General features: G+C 65.3%; 16 protein-coding genes. 8 read left to right on the top strand and 8 right to left on the bottom strand.

Annotation, left to right across the window (positions count from 1 at the left end; all coding sequences use genetic code 11):
• Nucleotides 1-20: 20 nt before the first annotated feature.
• Together AB4Y31_RS17865 and AB4Y31_RS17860 are read left to right on the top strand one after the other, a co-directional pair.
• Nucleotides 21-2,414, top strand: coding sequence for a UvrD-helicase domain-containing protein (locus AB4Y31_RS17865; protein WP_368675046.1), 2,394 nt, complete (start codon nucleotides 21-23; stop codon nucleotides 2,412-2,414).
• A 7-nt stretch (nucleotides 2,415-2,421) separates the two neighbouring features.
• Complete coding sequence (locus AB4Y31_RS17860; RefSeq protein ID WP_368675045.1) at nucleotides 2,422-3,210, top strand: 5'-methylthioadenosine/adenosylhomocysteine nucleosidase; 789 nt, start codon at nucleotides 2,422-2,424, stop codon at nucleotides 3,208-3,210.
• 57 nt (nucleotides 3,211-3,267) lie between these two features.
• Here AB4Y31_RS17860 and AB4Y31_RS17855 read toward each other — a convergent pair whose 3' ends face one another.
• Nucleotides 3,268-4,476 (bottom strand): MFS transporter, encoded by a 1,209-nt coding sequence (locus tag AB4Y31_RS17855; RefSeq protein ID WP_368675331.1) that lies wholly within the window; start codon nucleotides 4,474-4,476, stop codon nucleotides 3,268-3,270.
• Nucleotides 4,477-4,979: 503 nt separating this feature from the next.
• Here AB4Y31_RS17855 and AB4Y31_RS17850 point away from each other — a divergent pair.
• Nucleotides 4,980-6,692, top strand: a complete 1,713-nt coding sequence (locus AB4Y31_RS17850) for a methyl-accepting chemotaxis protein (protein ID WP_368675044.1) — start codon at nucleotides 4,980-4,982, stop codon at nucleotides 6,690-6,692.
• Here AB4Y31_RS17850 and AB4Y31_RS17845 read toward each other — a convergent pair.
• Genes AB4Y31_RS17845 through AB4Y31_RS17830 form a run of 4 tightly spaced genes read right to left on the bottom strand, consistent with a single transcriptional unit; the run spans nucleotide 6,689 to nucleotide 11,609 of the window.
• A complete protein-coding gene (locus AB4Y31_RS17845) occupies nucleotides 6,689-7,558 on the bottom strand; it encodes an efflux RND transporter periplasmic adaptor subunit (protein WP_368675043.1) in 870 nt (289 codons plus the stop codon). The two genes, AB4Y31_RS17850 and AB4Y31_RS17845, sit on opposite strands and share 4 nt — an antisense overlap.
• Nucleotides 7,559-7,599: 41 nt before the next feature.
• Nucleotides 7,600-7,800 carry a DUF1656 domain-containing protein gene (locus AB4Y31_RS17840; protein WP_368675042.1) on the bottom strand — a complete coding sequence of 67 codons (201 nt, stop codon included), beginning with the start codon at nucleotides 7,798-7,800 and terminating at the stop codon, nucleotides 7,600-7,602.
• Nucleotides 7,790-10,012 carry an FUSC family protein gene (locus AB4Y31_RS17835; RefSeq protein WP_368675041.1) on the bottom strand — a complete coding sequence of 741 codons (2,223 nt, stop codon included), beginning with the start codon at nucleotides 10,010-10,012 and terminating at the stop codon, nucleotides 7,790-7,792. The genes AB4Y31_RS17840 and AB4Y31_RS17835 overlap by 11 nt, the downstream gene beginning before the upstream one ends.
• Before the next feature lie 16 nt (nucleotides 10,013-10,028).
• The gene (locus AB4Y31_RS17830) at nucleotides 10,029-11,609 is read right to left on the bottom strand and encodes an efflux transporter outer membrane subunit (RefSeq protein ID WP_368675040.1); all 1,581 of its coding nucleotides are present in this window, start codon (nucleotides 11,607-11,609) and stop codon (nucleotides 10,029-10,031) included.
• Between the two features lie 160 nt (nucleotides 11,610-11,769).
• Here AB4Y31_RS17830 and AB4Y31_RS17825 point away from each other — a divergent pair, with 160 nt between their 5' ends.
• Nucleotides 11,770-12,708 (top strand): LysR family transcriptional regulator, encoded by a 939-nt coding sequence (locus AB4Y31_RS17825; protein WP_368675039.1) that lies wholly within the window; start codon nucleotides 11,770-11,772, stop codon nucleotides 12,706-12,708.
• Nucleotides 12,709-12,738: 30 nt separating this feature from the next.
• Here the strand turns inward: AB4Y31_RS17825 and AB4Y31_RS17820 are convergent, their stop codons facing one another.
• The gene (locus tag AB4Y31_RS17820; RefSeq protein ID WP_018438933.1) at nucleotides 12,739-12,909 is read right to left on the bottom strand and encodes a hypothetical protein; all 171 of its coding nucleotides are present in this window, start codon (nucleotides 12,907-12,909) and stop codon (nucleotides 12,739-12,741) included.
• A gap of 251 nt (nucleotides 12,910-13,160) precedes the next feature.
• On the opposite strand from AB4Y31_RS17820, the gene AB4Y31_RS17815 reads away from it, so the two are divergent.
• From AB4Y31_RS17815 to fae, 3 genes are all read left to right on the top strand, one after another.
• Nucleotides 13,161-13,343, top strand: coding sequence for a hypothetical protein (locus AB4Y31_RS17815; RefSeq protein ID WP_368675038.1), 183 nt, complete (start codon nucleotides 13,161-13,163; stop codon nucleotides 13,341-13,343).
• Nucleotides 13,344-13,519: 176 nt separating this feature from the next.
• Complete coding sequence (locus AB4Y31_RS17810; RefSeq protein ID WP_368675037.1) at nucleotides 13,520-14,050, top strand: cytochrome b; 531 nt, start codon at nucleotides 13,520-13,522, stop codon at nucleotides 14,048-14,050.
• A 705-nt stretch (nucleotides 14,051-14,755) separates the two neighbouring features.
• Complete coding sequence (fae, locus tag AB4Y31_RS17805; protein ID WP_368675036.1) at nucleotides 14,756-15,289, top strand: formaldehyde-activating enzyme; 534 nt, start codon at nucleotides 14,756-14,758, stop codon at nucleotides 15,287-15,289.
• A gap of 92 nt (nucleotides 15,290-15,381) precedes the next feature.
• Here the strand turns inward: fae and AB4Y31_RS17800 are convergent, their stop codons facing one another.
• Nucleotides 15,382-16,116 (bottom strand): peptidoglycan DD-metalloendopeptidase family protein, encoded by a 735-nt coding sequence (locus AB4Y31_RS17800; protein WP_368675035.1) that lies wholly within the window; start codon nucleotides 16,114-16,116, stop codon nucleotides 15,382-15,384.
• A 252-nt stretch (nucleotides 16,117-16,368) separates the two neighbouring features.
• On the bottom strand, nucleotides 16,369-17,286 hold the full coding sequence (locus AB4Y31_RS17795; protein ID WP_368675034.1) for an aldose epimerase: 918 nt from the start codon (nucleotides 17,284-17,286) through the stop codon (nucleotides 16,369-16,371).
• 717 nt (nucleotides 17,287-18,003) lie between these two features.
• On the opposite strand from AB4Y31_RS17795, the gene AB4Y31_RS17790 reads away from it, so the two are divergent.
• Nucleotides 18,004-19,023 (top strand): MoxR family ATPase, encoded by a 1,020-nt coding sequence (locus AB4Y31_RS17790; RefSeq protein ID WP_020565994.1) that lies wholly within the window; start codon nucleotides 18,004-18,006, stop codon nucleotides 19,021-19,023.
• Nucleotides 19,024-19,036 lie beyond the last annotated feature (13 nt).

The following is a 19,036-nucleotide window of genomic DNA, read 5'->3' as shown; positions in this document are numbered from 1 at the left end:
CCCGCTTATCCGCTCTCCGAATGCCCGATCTGCTCGCCAACCTGAACCCCGAACAACTCGCCGCCGTGACGTTGCCGAACGAGCCGGCGCTGATTCTGGCCGGCGCCGGCAGCGGCAAGACGCGCGTGCTCATCACGCGCATCGCCTGGCTGATCCAGCAGCGCTTCGCCACCCCCGCGACGGTGCTCGCCGTGACGTTCACGAACAAAGCCGCCCGCGAGATGATGGGGCGGCTCACGGCCTTGTTGCCGATCGATACGCGCGGCATGTGGATCGGCACGTTCCACGGCCTTTGCAACAGGATGCTGCGCGCGCATCACCGCGACGCCGGCTTGCCCGCGACGTTCCAGATTCTCGATACGGCCGATCAACTCTCGGCGATCAAGCGACTCATGAAGGGCCTCGGCGTCGACGACGAAAAATGTCCGCCGAAGAACGTGCAGTACTTCATCAACAACGCGAAGGAACAGGGCCTACGGCCGGATCAGGTCGACGCGACGGACACTTTCAACCAGAAGTTCGTAGAGCTTTATCGCGCGTACGAGCAGCAGTGCCAGCGGGAGGGGGTGGTCGATTTCCCCGAACTGCTGTTGCGCTGCTACGAATTGCTCACCCACCACGCGCCGCTGCGCGCCCACTATCAGGCGCGCTTCAAGCACATCCTCGTCGATGAGTTCCAGGACACGAACAAGCTGCAGTATGCGTGGCTCAAGCTGCTGGCGGGGCCGTCGAACGCGATTTTCGCGGTGGGGGACGACGACCAGTCGATCTATGCGTTTCGCGGCGCGAACGTCGGCAACATGCGCGACTTCGAGCGCGAGTTCAACGTACGGCATCTCATCAAGCTCGAGCAGAACTATCGCTCGCACGGGCACATTCTCGACGCGGCGAACCAGCTCATCGCGAACAACGCGCGCCGGCTCGGCAAGAATTTGCGGACCGACGCGGGTCATGGGGAGCCCGTGCGCGTCTACGAGGCCGCGACCGATACGCAGGAAGCAGCCTGGGCCGTCGAGGAGATTCGCGCGCTGATGAACCAGGGCCTGGCGCGCGGCGAGATCGCGGTGCTCTATCGCAGCAACGCGCAGTCCCGCGCGATCGAGCACACGCTCGTCAGTGCCGGGATTCCTTATCGCGTCTATGGCGGCTTGCGATTCTTCGAACGCCAGGAAATCAAGCATGCACTCGCCTATTTGCGCCTGATCGACAACGAGAACGACGATACGGCTTTCGCGCGCGTCGTCAATTTTCCGACGCGCGGCATCGGCGCGCGCACGATCGAGCAATTGGCCGATGCGGCGCGGCTTTACAACTGTTCGATGGCCGCGGCCATCACGTATGTGACGGGCAAGGCCGGATCGAGCCTCGCCTCGTTCGCGAATCTGATCGCGAAGATGCGCGCGGAAACGGAGCGCATGAGCCTGCCCGAGACCGTCGAATACGTCGTGCGCACGAGTGGGCTTGCCGAGTTTTACGAGGGCGAGCGCGAGGGGCAGGACAGGCTCGAAAACCTGCAGGAGCTCGTCAACGCGGCGACGGCGTTCGTCAGCGAGGAGGGCTATGGGCTCGATACGCCCGCTCGCTCGATACCGCTGTCGCGCGGGGCGAGCGCCGCGCCCGAGATCGGCTTTTCTCCCGACGAAGGCGGCGATCCCGCGACGACGGTGCTCGATGCGCCCGGGCTCGACGAGCCCGCGCAGAATCCCGATCTCATGACGCCGCTCGCGGGCTTCCTTTCGCATGCGTCGCTCGAAGCCGGCGAAAGCCAGGCGCAGGCCGGCGAAGACGCCGTGCAGCTGATGACCGTCCACGCGGCGAAGGGGCTCGAATTCACGGCCGTCTTCATCACCGGGCTCGAAGAAGGTCTGTTCCCGCACGAGAACAGCGCGATCGAGCCCGAGGGGCTGGAGGAGGAACGCCGGCTCATGTACGTGGCGATCACGCGCGCGAAGGAGCGGCTCTACCTGTCGTTCGCGCAAAGCCGGATGCTGCATGGGCAGACGCGTTACAACATCCGCTCGCGGTTTTTCGACGAACTGCCGCAGGAAACGTTGAAATGGCTGACGCCGAAGGCGGAGGCGGGAGCTCGTTGGGGCGGCCGCTCCGACAATGCGGGCTGGGGGCGCGACTGGTTTGCGCGCCCCGATCGGCAGCAAGCGCGCTACGGTGGGAGCTACGGGGGCTATGCCGCCACGGAAGGCGCCGCGGCCGCGCTGCCCGCGTTCGCGAACGAGCAGCGCGAAGCCGATACAGGCTTTCGCGTCGGTCAGCAGGTGTTCCACACGAAGTTCGGCGAGGGTGCGATCACCGCGCTCGAAGGCAGCGGTGCCGATGCGCGCGCGCAGGTGCGGTTCAAGCGGCACGGCGAGAAGTGGCTTGCGCTGGCAGTGGCGAAATTGCAAGTGGTCGAGTGAGGATCGAGTGAGCGAGAACGACGGTAAGGCTAAGGCGACGCCCCCCTTGGGCATTTTGGCGGCGCTGCCGCAGGAACTCGGCGATCTCGTCGATGCGATGCGTGCGGAAGGAACGATGCGCACGGTCACGCTCGGCCGTCGTGACTACCATACGGGCACCGTGCACGGCGTGCCCTGCGTCGTGACGCTCGCGCGCGTCGGCAAAGTGGCGGCCGCGGCCACCGCCGGCGCGCTGATCCATGCGTTCGGCGTCGGCAAGATGGTCTTCACGGGCGTCGCCGGCGGCGTCGGGCGCGACGTCCGCGTCGGCGATATCGTGGTAGCGGATTCGCTGTTGCAGCATGATCTCGATGCTTCGCCGATTTTTCCGAAATACGAGGTGCCGTTGCTCGGACGTGCGCGGTTCGACGCGAACGGCGCTCTGGCCGACCGCCTCGCGGCAGCGTGCGAGCGATTCGTGACCGACGAAGGCGCGATACTGACCGAGCGGTTTCGCCTCGATGGCGTGCGCGTGCATCGTGGAATGATCGTGAGCGGCGATCGGTTCGTGTCGAGCGAGGCGGAGGTTCGAGCGCTTGCGCTGGCGCTGCCCGATGCGCTCGCCGTCGAAATGGAAGGCGCTGCGATCGCGCAGGTCTGCTACGAGCACGATGTGCCGTGCGCGGTCGTGCGCACGATTTCGGACACGGCAGACGATCATGCGCACATGTCGTTCACATCGTTTCTGACCGATATCGCCGGCACTTATTCTTCCGGCATTCTCCGGCGGTTTCTCGACCTGTACGCGGCGGCGTAAGACAAAACGGGCGCCGCCTGGCGCCCGTTTGCACGGATAGGGGCCTGACCAGAAGGCCTACGCCTTCGCGCGCTTGCTCTCGATGTTCGGCAGGAACACCGTCAGTATCCCGAGCAGCGGCAAGAACGAGCAGACCTTGTAGACATACGAGATGCTCGTCGCATCGGCGAGATCGCCGAGCACGGCCGCGCCGACGCCGCCGAGACCGAACGCGAAACCGAAGAAGAGGCCCGCCACCATCCCGACGTTGCCGGGAATCAGCTCCTGCGCGTAGACGATGATGGCCGCGAAGGCCGAGGCCAGCACGATACCGATCACGACGGTCAGCACACCCGTCCAGAAGAGGTTTGCGTAAGGCAAAAGCAACGTGAACGGCGCCACCCCGAGAATCGACACCCAGATCACATACTTGCGGCCGATTCGATCTCCGACCGGCCCGCCGATGATCGTGCCTGCCGCGACGGCCGCGAGGAACACGAACAGATGGATCTGCGCGGCCTGCACGCTCAGATGGAACTTGTCGATCAGATAGAACGTGAAGTAGCTGTTGATGCTCGCGAGGTAGAAGTACTTCGAGAATACGAGCAGCACGAGCACGCCGATCGCAAACGCAACGCGTTGCTTCGAGAGCGTCGGATGCGTGGCCCGGGCGCCGCTCTTCTTCTTCGTGGCCGGATGGCGGCTGTACCAGCGGCCGATGTTCGCGAGCACGACGATCGCGACGAGCGCCGCGGCCGAGAACCAGGCGATGCTGCGTTGCCCGTGCGGAATGACGATCATCGCGGCAAGCAGCGGGCCGAGCGATGTGCCCGCATTGCCCCCGACCTGGAACAGCGACTGCGCGAGCCCATACCGGCCGCCCGAAGCCATTCGGGCTACGCGCGACGATTCGGGATGAAAGACCGACGAGCCACAGCCGACGAGCGCGGCCGCCAGGAGCAACACCGGAAAATTGGGCGCAACCGACATCAGCACCAGGCCCGACAGCGTGAAACCCATGCCGACAGGGAGCGAGTAGGGCTGAGGCCGCTTGTCGGTATAGAACCCGACGAGCGGCTGCAGAAGCGACGCGGTGATTTGATAGGTGAGCGTGATGAGGCCGATCTGAGCGAACGAAAGCGAGAAGTTCGCCTTCAGCATCGGATAGATGGCGAGGATCAACGACTGAATCATGTCGTTCAGCAGATGCGAGAAGCTGATCGCGCCAAGCACCGGATAAACGGTGCGCTGAACGGTCGAGGCGCCAGCCGCGGACTGAGGCGGCATGGAGGTCGCGGCATTCGCCGCAAGGGCGTTTTTCTGCATTGCGAGCTTTCCCGATAGGAGAAATATGAATTTGACGCAGCGGCGTGGCAGTCAGGGTCACCCCATCGGCACTGCCCATGACCCGAAGCAAGCGCTGACGCGCCAACCACGGTGGCTATTGCGATCAGTTTAGTGTGTCGCGTGCGGACGTCTCAGACAATTTTTGTCGAGATCGAGACATCAGCATCATTCAGCAGATGATTTCGCGAAGCCGTTGTCCGGCCGGAAACGAAATCGAAAGCGTCGCCTTGGCCGGCGCCTTTTTGAGCCAATCGTTTTTTGTTTAGCTATAACCGTGCTCGCACGCGGCGAATGCACGTGGCTGCCAACGATTCGCATGCGGGTTTTACCCGGGGCCGCGGACACTAAAGCGGGCTGCGCCGCATGCCGTTAATGGAGGATAAGGCCGTATCCAGGCCGTCTGCGCGGCTCATGAGGCTGCGCGTCATAAGAAGGGGGTTCATATGAAGGCAGTTTCGCTCGGCAGGCGTTCGGCAGCCGGCTTCATCCCGAACGGCGCGGCGGCCGGCGGTCAATCGGGTCAATCGGAAGCCGGTGCGCAAAAAGGGGCGGTCAAGGCGTGGCAGGCCGGCCTGTCGGTAAAGGCATCGTTGCGGCTCGCTTTTGCGGTGCTGCTGGTGGGCACGCTCGCGATCGGCATCTTCGCGCTCGCGCAGATCAGCCGCCTCAATGCTTCGTCGAAGTCGATCTACGATCAGGGTCATGTCGCCAGCCGCGCCGCCGAGGAAGTGCGCGCGGGCGTTCTGCGCGCGAGCCGGGCGCAGAAGACGCTCGTCACCGCGACGACCGCCAAGGAGCGCGACGAGCTCGGCGCCGACATCGACAGGGGCCTCGCCGCGATCAACGGGGAGCTCGATACGCTGAAGCAGTACACGGACGCGTCGGACAGCGTCGCGCTCGCTCAACAGAAGAAGTTGGCCGATGCCGTGGCCGCCTGGGCGGGGCATCTGCGCGAGTTCGTGACGCTCGTGAAGGCGCAGCCTCTCGATCTCACGCAGATGAACTGGCAGGTCGGGACGCAGGACGTTTCGCTCCTCGTCGAGACCGGCAAGCTCGAGAAACTCGTCGACGAGCTCGTCGCGCAGCGCGGCGTCGAGGCAAAACAGACGATGTCGGCCGCCGCGTTCATCTTCAAGTCGTCGTTCGTGATGATGGCCGTCATGACGGCCGCGCTCATCGTCGTGGCGTTCGTCATCAGCGAGTGGGTCGTGCGACGGCTCACGCGTCAGCTCGGCGGCGAGCCGGCCTATGCCAAGGACATCGCGAGCCGCATCGCCGCGGGAGACCTCGCCTATCCGATCGCGCTCGGCAAGAAAGACCGCTCGAGCATGCTCTATGCGCTCGCCGAGATGCAGACGGGCCTGGCCGCGACGGTCGGCGAGATTGCCGCGAGCGCCGAGGCGATTGCTTCGGCCGCCGGCGAAATCTCGATGGGCAACCTCGATCTCTCCAAGCGCACCGAGGCGCAGGCCGTTTCACTCGAGCGGACCGCTTCGAGCATGGAAGAGCTGACCTCGACGGTGCGCCAGAACGCCGACAATGCCAAGCAGGCAAGCTCGCTCGCGAACAATGCGTCCGAGATCGCGTCGACGTGCGGCGAGGTCGTTTCGCGCGTCGTCACGACGATGGCCGACATCAACGACAGCGCGAAGAGCATCGGCGACATCATCGGCGTCATCGACGGCATCGCGTTCCAGACCAACATCCTCGCGCTGAACGCGGCGGTCGAAGCCGCGCGCGCGGGAGAGCAGGGGCGCGGCTTCGCCGTCGTGGCGGGCGAGGTCCGGTCTCTCGCGCAGCGCAGCGCCGGCGCCGCGAAGGAGATCAAGACACTCATCAATACTTCGCTCGAACGCGTGCAAAACGGCTCGGGCCTCGCCGAGGACGCGGGGCGGACGATGGACGAGGTCGTGAAGGCGGTCAAGCGCGTCACCGACATCATGGGCGAGATCTCGGCGGCCTCGTCGGAACAAAGCGCCGGCATCGAGGAGATCAATCGGTCCGTCACGCAAATGGATGCGGGCACGCAGCAAAACGCGGCGCTCGTCGAAGAGGCGACGGCCGCGGCGCGCTCGCTCGACGATCAGGCCAAGGCGTTGAAGCGCTTAGTCGGCCAGTTCAAGCTGCGCGGGCAGGGCACGTTCGCGAGCCTCTAGTCGCGGCGAACCGGCGAAAGGACCACGGTGCAGGTCGTCCCCGCCGCAAGCACGAGCCCGTCCGGCACTTCGTCGATATGGATGCGCACGGGCACGCGCTGGGCGAGCCGGACCCAGTTGAAGGTCGGATTGACGTCGGCGACGAGCTCGCGGCTTTGCGGATTGTCGCGATCGTAGATGCCGCGCGAAATGCTTTCGACGTGGCCTTTCAGGACGCCGCCGCTCATCAGCCGCATTTCGGCCTTGTCGCCGATCTTGACGCGCTCGAGCCGCGTTTCCTCGAAGTAGCCGTAGACCCAGAACGAATGGCTGTCGACGATGGCGAGCTTCGGCGTGCCTGCCGTCGCATAGTCGCCGCGATAGACCGAGAGGTTCGTCACGTAGCCGTCGACGGGCGAGACGACCGTCGTGCGCGACAAATTGAGCTTGGCCGCATCGAGCGCGGCCAACGCCTGCCGGTATTGCGCCTCGGCGCTCGCCGACGCCTGCAGCGCGTTTTCGCGGCTTTCCTTCGAGACGACGAGACTATCCATGTCGGCGCGCCTTTGCGCATCGGCGCGGCGCATCTGCCATTCCGCCTTGCGCGCGGCGACCGCGGCCTCGGCCTGCTCGACGGCGACTTGATAGTGCGACGGGTCGATGCGCATCAACACCTGGCCCTTGGTCACGAGCTGATCGTCGGCGACGGGTAGCTCGACGACGGCGCCCGAGACATCCGGCGCGATCGTCACGATCTGTGCACGCACGCGGCCGTCGCGCGTCCACGGCTCGTCCATGTAGTGGATCCAAAGCGCGCGCCCGATCGCGAGCGCGGCGACGAATATGATCGCCGTCGCAAGAAAGCCTATGAGTTTTCTCAGTATCATGGTTCAGCTCGAATGATTGGCTCGATCGGTGAAGGTCGATGTCAACGGTAGACGGCGAGCCCGAGCGTCCCGCAGACGATGACGAGCAGGCTCGCGCGAAAGAGCGCGGGGTGCCACACGACGCGATAAAGCCCCAACGCGCCGAGCAGCCGGTCGATGGCCCAGGTGAGTGCCGCGCCGGCGATCGATAGCGGCACCATGGCGGGGATGTAGGCGCCGAGCAGGGCAATGTCACGAGGCATGGGAAGCTCCGGTCTCGGATGCGCCGGCGCCAACGTCTTCATGGGCGGCCGGCGCGAAAGCGGCGAGCGGCGAATGCGGATCGATGAGCGCCGTGCGCACGAAATGCAGATAGCTGAGGATGCGCTGCAGCCGGTGGCGCTCGTCGCGCGGCGGCTCGAACGTGATCAGCGCCTGCTGCACGGCGGCGATCGCGTCGATGGTCGCGGCCAGCGCGGCGTCGAGGCTGCGCGCGCTCGGACGCTCGAAGAGCGCCACGAGCGCGCCGCGTGCCCTCGAAATGCCGCGCCGCCAGGGCATCGAGGCCGCGTAGCGCGGATCGGGCGGCAACGCCTCGAGCTCGCCACGCAAGTCGATGACGGCATGGCCGAACTCGAGCACGACGACGAGCCAGGCGAGCGCCTCGCGTGGCGCATCGCTCGTCTGCTGCTCGATCGCATGCGCCTGAAACGCGAGATCGCGCGCGCGGCTTTCGAACCGTCCGCGGACCCGCGCGAGCGGCGCGCGGCATGCGAGCACCACCTGGCGTCGCAGATCGGCGATGAAATGAGCGCGCAGCCACGGCGTCGAAGGCGGCACGATCAGCGCGAACGCAAGCGCACAGGCGAGCATCGACAGCACGAGCGCGAACGCGCTGTCGGCATAGCCGGAGGGATCGTAGCGCATGACGTTGTCGGGACCGGCCAGCGTACAGAAGAAGATGCAATAGCCGGCGCCGATACCCGCGATCTTGGGCCGGGTCGTCAGGAAGACGCCGAGTGCGAGCGGAGGCGTCAGCGCGACGCAGAGCATCGGCAAGCCGTCGATGTGCGGATAGATGCCGAACTCGACGACGAAGCCGACGATGGCGGCCAGCACCGTGCCGATGCTCATCTGCGTCGCCATCCGTGTAGGTGTCGGCGACGACGATGCGAGCGCGGCCGTCGCCGCGGCGACGAAGACGAGCGTCCCGCCGTTCGGCCAGGCCGTCGCGATCCAGAACGCGCTCAATGCCGCCATCAGCAGCGCGCCGCGTACGCCCGCGATCGCGGTCGCGACCGCGTTCGTCTTCGGCTCGTAGCGCTCGGGCGAGCGCTCGCGCTCGTGCGTCGCGGTGGCCAGCGACGCATAGGTGAGCGTGTAGGCATGCATGTCGTCGACGAACCGGTAGAGCAGTTCCGACGCGGTATCGAAGTCGAGCAGCGCGCAATCGGGTCGCGTTTCGATGAGCACGGTACGCGTTTGGCGCACGCGTCTCGGCAACTCCGACTTGTAGGTCTGCAGCGTTTGCGCCGCGCGCGAGGCGTCGGCCGCCCAAAGCACCGGTTCTCCCGGCGTTTGCATGAGCGTGCCCAGCTCCACGAAATAGGGTTCGAGCGCTTCCGTCGTCTCTGTCGCCTCTTGCGCGCGCAGGCGGTTCATGAGCTGATGCAACGCATGAAGCCGCGTGGATGCGGTCATGAACTCGCTGTTCAGCCGGGCGAGACGGTTGCTGCGCAGGCGCGTCTCGGGTCCTTCGAAGACGGCGATGCTGCGCATCGCCTCGAAGCCGACGAACTCTGCCAGAAACTGAGCGTTGGTGCGTTCGACGTGAGCGGGCTCGATGCGCCTCGCAAGCACGGCCGCGACATAGTCGACGAACCGTGAGAATCGCGCGCGCACGGCGCTGCGCATCTGCTCGCTCGCATGCTGCGGCATGACGAGCGCGCTGACGAAGCCGGCGCAGAGCACGCCGAGCGTGACTTCCGAGACGCGCGTCATGGCCGAAATGAACGCGCCGTTGGGCTGCTGCGCGGCTGGAATGCCGATCAGCGCCGCCGTATAGCCGGCCAGCAGGAACCCGTACGAGCGGAAGTTTCGATTGCGCGCCGCGCCGGCCGTGCAGATGCCGGTCCAGATCGCGAGGGCGCCGAGGAAAAGCTCAGAATGCTGCGAGAACAGCGCGACGAGCACGAGCGTCGCGACGAGACCGACGAGCGTACCGCCGATCCGGTAGAAGCTCTTCGCGAGCACGGCGCCGCTTTGCGGCTGCATGACGATGAAGACCGTCGTCATGGCCGTGCGCGGCTGCGGCAGGTCGAGCCGCATCGCGATGGCGAGCGCGAGAAAAGCGGCGGCGAGCGCCTTGAACAGGTAGATCCAGGTGAGGCCGTCGGTACGCCACCAGTCGACGAACGCCGCGCGCACGCCGGTGGCGGTCGAAGAGGCGGCACTTGCCGTTGCGGTGTCCGACATCGTCCGTGCCCTCCGTTCAGTGCGCGCCGGCGGCGGCCGACCCGGCCGCGGCCGGCGCGGCGCCGCCTGTTGCGTTCTTTGTCGCCGCGTCCGCGGAACGATGCGCGCCGAAGAGTCGCTGCGACGGTTCGAGGCCGGTCTCGTCGGGGCCGTCGGCGGGAACGGTGAGGCCGCCGCCGAGTGCGCTCATCAAAGAAGCATAGGCGGCGAGACGATCGGCGTGCACTTGCGCGATACGTTGCTTCGCATCGAGCCAGCGTGTTTCTTCGACGATGACGTTGACGTAGTCGGTGAGGCCACGCTTGAACCCGAGCGCCGAGAGTTGGTAGCTGCGTTGCGCGGCATTCACCGAGCGTTCCGCGTCGCTTTGCTGCTTGGCGAGCGAGCGCAGCGTCACGATCGCGTCGGAGATTTCCTTTAGCGCTTCGACGACCGACTGATCGTAATGGGCGACGGCTTCGTCGTAGCCGGCCGTCGCCGCGCCGAGCCGGCCGCGCAGCGCGCCGCCGTCGAAGATCGGCAGCGAGAGCGCCGGACCGCCCGTCCAGCCGCCGTTGGCGGCATGCAGGAATTGGAACAGCGGCCCCGCCACCGCGTAGCCGCCGAGCGAAGCGACGAGATCGATATTCGGATAGAAAGCCGCGTGCGCCACATCGATCCCGCGTGCCTGCGCCGCCACGGCCCAGCGTGCCGCGACGACGTCGGGCCGGTGGCCGATCAGCTCGGCCGGTACCGTGGACGGCAACGAGGCTGGGGCGGAAAGCGAGAGCGTGGGGCGAGCGAGTGCCGCACCCGCCCCGGGTCCTTTGCCGAGCAATGCGGCAAGCCGGTTGCGGGCGAGCTCGATCGCTTCGCGCCGGGCTTCTATCTGGCGCTCGTACTCGGGCAGCGGCGCCTCCGCTTGCGAGAGATCGAGCTGCGTGCCGATTCCGCCGGCGAGACGCCGCCGGGCGAGATCGGCCAGTTGCTTCTGGCGCGCGAACACATCGGTCGCGATGTCGAGCAGCTCATACTGCTCGGCGAAATCGACATAGGCGCGCACGACGTTGACTTCGAGCTCGAGCTGGGCGGCGCGCGCATCGGCCGCGCGCTGATGCGCGACGTCCAGGGCGCGCTCGGTGTCGTTCTTGTCCTGCCCCCAGAGGTCGAGGCGATAAGTCAGGCGCAACGCGCCCACGTTGTTCCAGGTAGTGGCGTTGGCGAGCGGGCCCGGGCCATAGTAGACGTTGTCGGGCCAATGCTCGCGCGTGACCGACAGGCTGCCTTCCAGTTGCGGCGATTCGGCGGCCTCGGAAACGCCGGCGAGCGCGGCGGCCTGGCGTACGCGCGCCGAGGCTGCGGCGAGTGTGGGGCTGCCGGAGGTCGCCGTCTCGATGAGCGCGTTCAATTGTGGATCGCCGAATGCCCGCCACCAATCGCTCGCGGGCCAGTGCGCGCTCGCGTCGGCCTCGCGTATGGCATGGCCGACGTCGAACGAGGTCGGATCGGGAAGGCGCGATTGCGGCGCGATGCCGTGAGTGCTCGCACAGCCGGCAATTATTATCGGCAGTGCAAGAAACGCGAGCACGACGCTTCGTTTCCGGGTGAGCAACTGCACGACTGTTCTCCTTGGGCGGCGGTATCGACTACCGCCGATTATATTTTTCGGCTGATTGTCGAATAAGTCGTAACGGTGTAAGGGATCTTTACAGTAATTGAGATAATCGACATTGCCGATCGTGCAACAATCTGCTTGCGTGGGATCAACAGGGGATAGTATGGACACGCTGCAAAACATGCGCGTTTTTGTGCGTGTCGTCGAGTCGGGAAGCTTCACCGCGGCGGCACAACACTTGAATACGACGACGGCCTACGCCTCGCGCGCGGTGTCCGATCTGGAAGCGCATCTGCACACGCGACTTTTGAACCGGACCACACGGCGTATTGCATTGACCGAAGCAGGCAAGCGCTACTTGCAGCGGTGCGAGCAGATCCTTGCCTACGTCGAGGAGGCGGAGGCGGAAGCGAGTGACGCGCATGCTCGTCCGTCGGGCAGATTGCGCATCCACGCCATGGCGAGTTTCGGCGGTCATTACATCGTTCCCGCCGTCGGCCGATACCAGCAGCGGTATCCCGACGTCTCGGTCGAGCTGACGCTGTCGCAGCGAATCCCGGATCTGCTCGACGAGGGTTACGACGTTTCCGTGGTGCTCGGCTACCACCTGCCCGACTCGGGGCTCGTCTCGCAGCGGCTCGGCAGCGCGTTCAGCATTGCCTGCGCGTCACCGGCCTACCTCGAGCGGCATGGCGTGCCGAAGACGCCGGGCGAGCTTTCGAATCATGTCTGCCTTCGGCTCGTCACACCGGGCTCGGTGTTCGACAAATGGAATTTCGACGGACCTCATGGCGTCGAGTCCTACACGCTGCCGCCGGCACCGTTCCAGGTCAACGGCGCCGATGCGATGGCGATTGCGGTGCGCGAGGGAATGGGCATCGCCATCTTGCCGACCTATACGGCCATGCGCTGGCTCGCCAATGGCGACTTCCTCTGGATCATGCCGGAATATACGACTGAGCCAATGACGATTCACGCGCTCTATTCGTCGCGCGAATACCTCGACGCGAAAATCCGCACGTGGGTCGATTTTCTGCGCGAGCAACTCCCTCAGACGCTCGCGGCCGAGGAGGCCGCATTGCGCCGGCATACGCGCGTCTAAACGACCCGCGGGTTCGAGAGAGAAGGGCGATCAGTGCTTCGTCCGGTGCCAGTCGAACATGTGATGGGCCGCGAGCCAGTGATGGATGAAGCCCTCGCCGTGTTCGCGCTTGTATGAGAGCGACTCGAAGACCGTCAGTGCAAAGAGTACGAGCAGCCCCACCGCGAGTCCGACCAGGCCGGCGATCGATTCAGCGTCCATGGCAATTCCTCCTTCCGCCATTGCCGGTGACGAAAATGCACGCCACCGCGGGCGACGAATACATATTAGGACACTCGGGGCGAGCTTTGCGGGCGACAGGAATCAGCATGAAAGCGCCACGCCGGATCGACCCGGACGACGTCGGCGCCTGATTCGATCTCTCCGCGCAGCGGCCCTTTCACGCGATGCCTTGACGGCGGCGTGAGGCGCATTTCGTTTAGACTCGCGGTTTCCCTTTGCGCGGAATGCTCATGAAACGATTCACTGTGGCGGCCGCGGCCGCCGTCTCCATGCTGGCCGGCTGTGGAGATGCAACCATCCATCACCATCGCGCTCCGCAGGATCCGCCCGATTATCAGGGCGTGCCGACGGACACGCGCCCGCCGGCGATGATCGATGCCCCCGGTGCGCCGGGCGCGACCCCACCGCAATAAAAGCGGTGCGATTGCGGTACGATGCGGCTCTCTCCTCCTGGCCGCTCGCCCGCGCGGCATCGGTCAGCGTGCTCGCGTAACGAATGGCAACGCCGCGCCATTACGTCGGTGGAATGCCGTGCGTTAAAATCGGCGCGTTTTCGCACCGACCGATCCACGAAACCGAGTACCTGCCGATGAGCTCAGCCGCCCTTTCCAAATACGATCCCTTCGCACGCCTGCTGCACTGGCTCATCGTCGTTCTGCTGGTGGCCCAGTACGTCGTTGCCTGGACGATGCCGGACATTCATCGCGGCACGCAGCCCGTCGGGCTCATTACCTGGCATCTGGAGCTGGGGACCGCCATCATCGCCATCATGATCGTGCGCATCGTCTGGCGCTTCATACGTCGTGAGCCCGATGTCGTCGAAGCGACGCCGTTCATGCGTCAAGTGGCGTGGCTGACGCACATCCTGCTCTACGTGCTCCTGTTCGTGGAGCCGGTCTTGGGCTGGATCAATGCTTCGTCGCGCGGCTGGTCCGTGACGCTTTTCGGCGCGATACCGCTCCCGCCGCTGTCGGCGACCGGTTCCGCCCTCGGTCACGCAATGGGCGATGTGCATCAGGTCGTCGCATGGGCGCTGCTGGGGCTGGTCGGGCTGCATGTGGCCGCCGCGCTCTTCCACCACTTCTTCCTGCGCGATGGCGTGTTGCGCCGGATGGCGTGAGCGCACGACCCGTCTTTGGTCCAATCGGGGATTCAAATCAATATGTGGGAATTGCTCCGATTCAATCCTCGGGTGTTTGAAATTCAGCCCGGACGCAGCGTCCTTTAGACCGGCTCCGCGAGGAAGTACTCGCGGACTGCGCTGACAAAATAAATCTGTAAATCCAGAAGAATCGCCGGCAATAAATCTGAAAATCGGGAGAATAACGATCGGCTCGGCTCGCGCAACCGTGTGTCTGCCCCAACAGACAAGGCAGAGCGCCGATGCGAAAGTGCATTCGAGTCAGTTGTCCGTTATGTGCGCTTTCCTCCATGAGTCTCTGACATTAGTTCGTCTCTGCCGGCCATTGGGTTCGAAAGACGAATTAATCGATTGTCGATTCCGTGCGAAGCGGCTAAATTCCTAATCGGCGCATGGCGAACCGGTCCTTTGCCTTAATGCGCCGAACCCCCGTTGGCCCGGCCTCGCCGGGCTTTTTTTTGCGCTGCGCCAATGTGTAACGAAACGCTGACACTTTGCGCAACGGCGTGCCCCGCGCAAGCGCTCGACGGCTCGGGGCGCCAATCGCTCCCTCAGCGAATTTTCCCATCCCGCGCGGCATTCCGAGCGCGGCGCGCCGCCGTTAGGCGCCCGGCACTTTCCTTGCGTGTCGCCGTCCCTTCCAGCAACCCAACCCTCCCCCACACTTTCGAAGGAGATTTCCCCATGGCAGTCGATCTGACCTTTCGCGCCGGCGAGGCGACCGTACTGGCCGCCGAAGGCCAAGCGACCGATGCGATGCCGGAGATATTGATCGGCCGCGTCGACGGCCCGGTCGGCCATGCGTTTGCGAGCATGATGGCGCAAAGCAAAGGGCACACGGCGATGTTCGCGATTCGCGCGTGCAATCAAATGGTACGGCCCGCCACCATGATCGTTCCCAAGGTCACGCTAAAGGATATGGCGACCGTCGATCTTTTCGGCGGCGTGGTGCAGTCCGCCACCGCGGACGCCGTCGTCGATTGTCTGATCGAAGGCATCCTGCCGAAGGATCTGGCGAACGAGCTCTGCATCATCAGCCTCGTTTGGATCGATCCGCGATGCGTGACGGACCCGAATCTCGACAAGAAGGACATGTACCGCACGAATTACGAGGCGACGAAACTCGCGATCCAACGTGCGATGAACAACGAACCGAGCGTCGAGACGTTGATCGCCAACCGGCATACCATCAAGCACGACATGGACGATTGGAGTTGATCGGCGGCGGCGAACGCCGCGGGCCGCTTGCGCGGGTTGTCCTTAGCAAGCGGCGCGTGTTGTCCGAATCGCGGCGGCCTCGAGCCTTGCCCTCAACGAGCGGGCAGATAGCGCGCCGGATCGATCGACTGCCCCTTGTAGCGCAGCTCGAAGTGCAGCGCGACGCGATCGTTGTCGGTATCGCCCATTTCCGCGATCTGCTGGCCCTGCGCGAGCGCTTGTCCTTCCTTGACGAGCAGCTTCCGGTTGTGCGCATAGGCCGTGAGGAAGTCGGCATTGTGCTTGACGATGACCAGGTTGCCGTAGCCGCGCAGGCCGTCCCCCGCATAGACGACGGTACCCGGTGCCGCCGCGACGACGGGCGAGCCCGCCGAGTTCGCGATATCGATTCCCTTTGAGCTGCCGCCGTCGAAGCCGCGCACGGTCGTGCCTTGCGTCGGCCAGATGAGCTTGATCGCATTGGCCGGTGCCGCCGGCACTGACCCGAACGCGGCGCGCGCCGCGTCGCGGTTTGCCGCGCCGGCGTTGGACGTCGTGCCGCGCGGCGTTGCTTCGGCCGACGCGCGCGGCCCGTTGGAGTTCGTCGACGCGACGTTGCCGGGCGGCTCGACGCGCAAAACCTGGCCGACTTCGATGGCGTTCGGATTCGACAGGTTGTTCCAACGGACGATGCTCTGGACCGACTGGCGATGCTCACGCGCGATTTTCGTCACGGTATCGCCGCGCTCGACGCGGTAGTACCCCGGTTCGACAGGCGCCGTGCCACATGCGGCGAGCACGGCCGCGAGCGGCAGGCAGGCGAGCCGCTTCATTGTTGTTCTCAGCATTGAACCTCGCTTGGACTTCGACTTCCACGATTGCTTAGATTTCGCTTCGCGCGCAAGAAGCCCGGGAGGGCGCGGCGAGAAAAAAACGTCTGATTTTAGCGGGTGCGAGCGTGCCGCCGCCGTTTGGGCCGAAATTTACCGGGCGCGGACGGGCGGCTCGAGCGGGCGCGCTCGGTTTTCAATCGATCGAACCGCCGAATGCCGGAACCGTCGGTCAAAAGACGCGCTCCAAGGGCCGTCAAAAAGCGACGCTCAAGGCTTAGCAGCCGTCAGCGAGACGCCGATTCTGAGCGCTGCCCGATCCTGCTCGCCGGGCGCGAGCCAGCGCAGGCCGAATCCGTTGTGAATGGCGTCGGGCAGCCCGAGCCACGGCTCCACGCAGTAGAAGTCGGAACGCTCGTTCTCCGTCCAGCTCGTCACGGCGTACCAAGGCATCGAGCCTGGCCGGTTCAGGTCGATTTCGATTCGCTTGCCGAGCGGCGCGCAGGTGAGCCGCACCGGTTGCTCAGGGACGCCTTGCAGACAATGAAAGCGGTCGTGGATGCGCGCTTCGTCGAGCGTATATCGCGGCTCCCCCGCCTCGGGCGCGCTGATCGACCCGTCTTCGAGCTGGCGGCGCCGCTCGGTCGGCGGCAGCTCGAGCGTCGTTTCGCCGCGCAGCGCGTGCGGCACGGCGAAATAAAAATGGTGGCCCGCGTAGTAGGGCAGCGGCGCATCGCCCGTGTTGGCGGTCGTCAGCGTGACGTCGAGCGTGCACGCATCGACGAGCCGGTACTCGGCTTCGAAGCGAAAGCCGAACGGGTATTGCTTGCGCGTTTCGTCGGTGTCGGCGAGCGTCATGCGGATGCCGCGGCCGTCGGCGTCGAGCGCCGGCAAGAACGGCAGGTCGCGGGCGAAGCCGTGCATCGGCAGCGCGCGGACCACGCCCGCCTTGTCGCGCCACTCGCCGATGCGGCCGTCGACGCGGTGACGCGCCAGAAACGGAAAGAGCAGCGGATTGCCGCCGCGCACGCGCGCGAGCTGGCTCCAGTCGGCTTCGTCGGGCCAGAAGACGATGGGCTCGTCGCCGATCGTCCACGAGAGGAGGCGGCCGCCGAATTGCGGAGCGACGCGCAGCAGCGAGTTGCCGTCTGCCAGTTCTACGATGTCGTGCTGTTGAAAGAGTGTCATTCGGTTCGGTTCTCGCGCGAAGTGGGTGATGGCTCGCTTCGGCCGTCCGCCGGACGCTCGGGCCGAAACCGTGATTGTGCGCGAGGTTGGGCTCCGGAAAAACCCTTGGTGGGGAAATCGTGGGTTTTATCCCCGGCGCGGACTCGCCGATAATGCGCCTTCGCGCCCGCTGTCTGTTCGCCGGGCCGCTTTTCTCGTTCACGCGTCCGCAAGGGCCGCGCCTCGTCAGGGGAGATGCATGGATCTGGCAATGGCAATGGGGCTCGCGTTGTTCGGCATGTTCGCCGGCAGCACGGTGCTCTTCTTTTATCGGGTGGGCCGGTAAGATCCCGGTTCGCGGGTCGCCTGGTTTCTCTCGGGCGAGCCCCTTGATCTCGCCGTCGGCGCTGCGATCGACAGGCGCGCTCGAGTCGCGTCTCTTTCTCGCTCCTTTCGTTTCCTTTCGGTTCGCGCCGAGCCGCCCGTCCCGAGCGATGCTCGATAGGCCAATTCGCGCGATTTCGGTGACAGTCTGTCCTGCGCGCCCGTGACAACCGACGGCTCTCGCGCTGCCCAGGTTCGCCATGCACCGGCGATCGATTCGCCGCGTGCCGGGGCGTGCCCGTCTGTCCTCGACGACGATCCGCATCGCGGCCCGTTGCGTCGTTGTACCCGCTCGGCATGAAGCCTGCTTAGCGCGTGAGAAGCTCGGCGGGCGGCCGGCGAGGAGACCGATCGATGGCATTGGGCGAGAAGCTGCAAGACTGGCGCGGCAACGCATTGCGCCTCGAGGACGAAGTCGGCAAGGTCGTGATCGGGCAGCAGCAGACGATCCGCCTCATCAACGTGGCGCTTTTCGCACGCGGCCACGTGCTGCTCGAAGGCGGCGTCGGTGTCGGCAAGACGACGGTGCTGCGTGCGTTCGCGCGCGCCGTGGGCGGCGAGTTCGAGCGCGTCGAAGGCACGATCGACCTCATGCCGGGCGATCTCGTTTACCACACCTACGTCGACGCCGAGGGCAAGCCGCGCATCGACCCGGGACCGCTTTTGCGTCACGGTGAGCGGCTCACCACGTTCTTCTTCAACGAAATCAACCGCGCGCGCCCGCAAGTCCAGTCGCTGTTGCTGAGGGCAATGGCCGAGCGCTCGGTCTCGGCATTCGACCGCGAATATCGCTTCCCGCACATGACGGTGTTCGCCGATCGCAACAAGGTCGAAAAGGAAGAGACGTTCGAGCTCGCATCGGCCGCACGCGACCGGTTTCTCTTCGAGCTCAACATGCCGACGCCCGCCGACAGCGCCGTGCGCCGCGCCCTCGTGTTCGATACGGCGTTTCACGATGCCGATGCGCTGATCGGCGAAGTGCGGCCCGGCGTTGTCGCCTGGGAAGAGCTCAATGCGATCGGCGCCGCGATCCAGCAATCGATCCAGGCGAGCGAGACGATCGAGCGCTATGTGCTCGACATCTGGGAGGCGACGGAGAATCCGCGGCGCTTCGGCATCGCGCTCGAGGGCGTCGAGATGGATCGGCTCGTTCTCGCGGGCGCGAGCCCGCGCGGCATGAGCGCGCTCTTGCGCGCGGCGCGTGTCAGCGCATGGCTCGCCGGACGCTCGCATCTCACGCCCGAAGATATTCATGCCGTGCTCGCCGCGGCACTCGGTCATCGCGTCTTCTTCACGCCGATCTACGAGTTTCGCCGCCAGGAGCTCGCACAGGCGCTGATCGAGCAGATCGTCGCCCGAGTGGCCGCGCCATGACGCAAGTGGGATC

The sequence above is a fragment of the Trinickia sp. EG282A genome, assembly GCF_040965455.1.
Lineage (GTDB): Bacteria > Pseudomonadota > Gammaproteobacteria > Burkholderiales > Burkholderiaceae > Trinickia > Trinickia symbiotica.
Note: the sequence above shows the minus strand (reverse complement) of the source record. Positions and strands in the feature narration are given on the sequence as shown.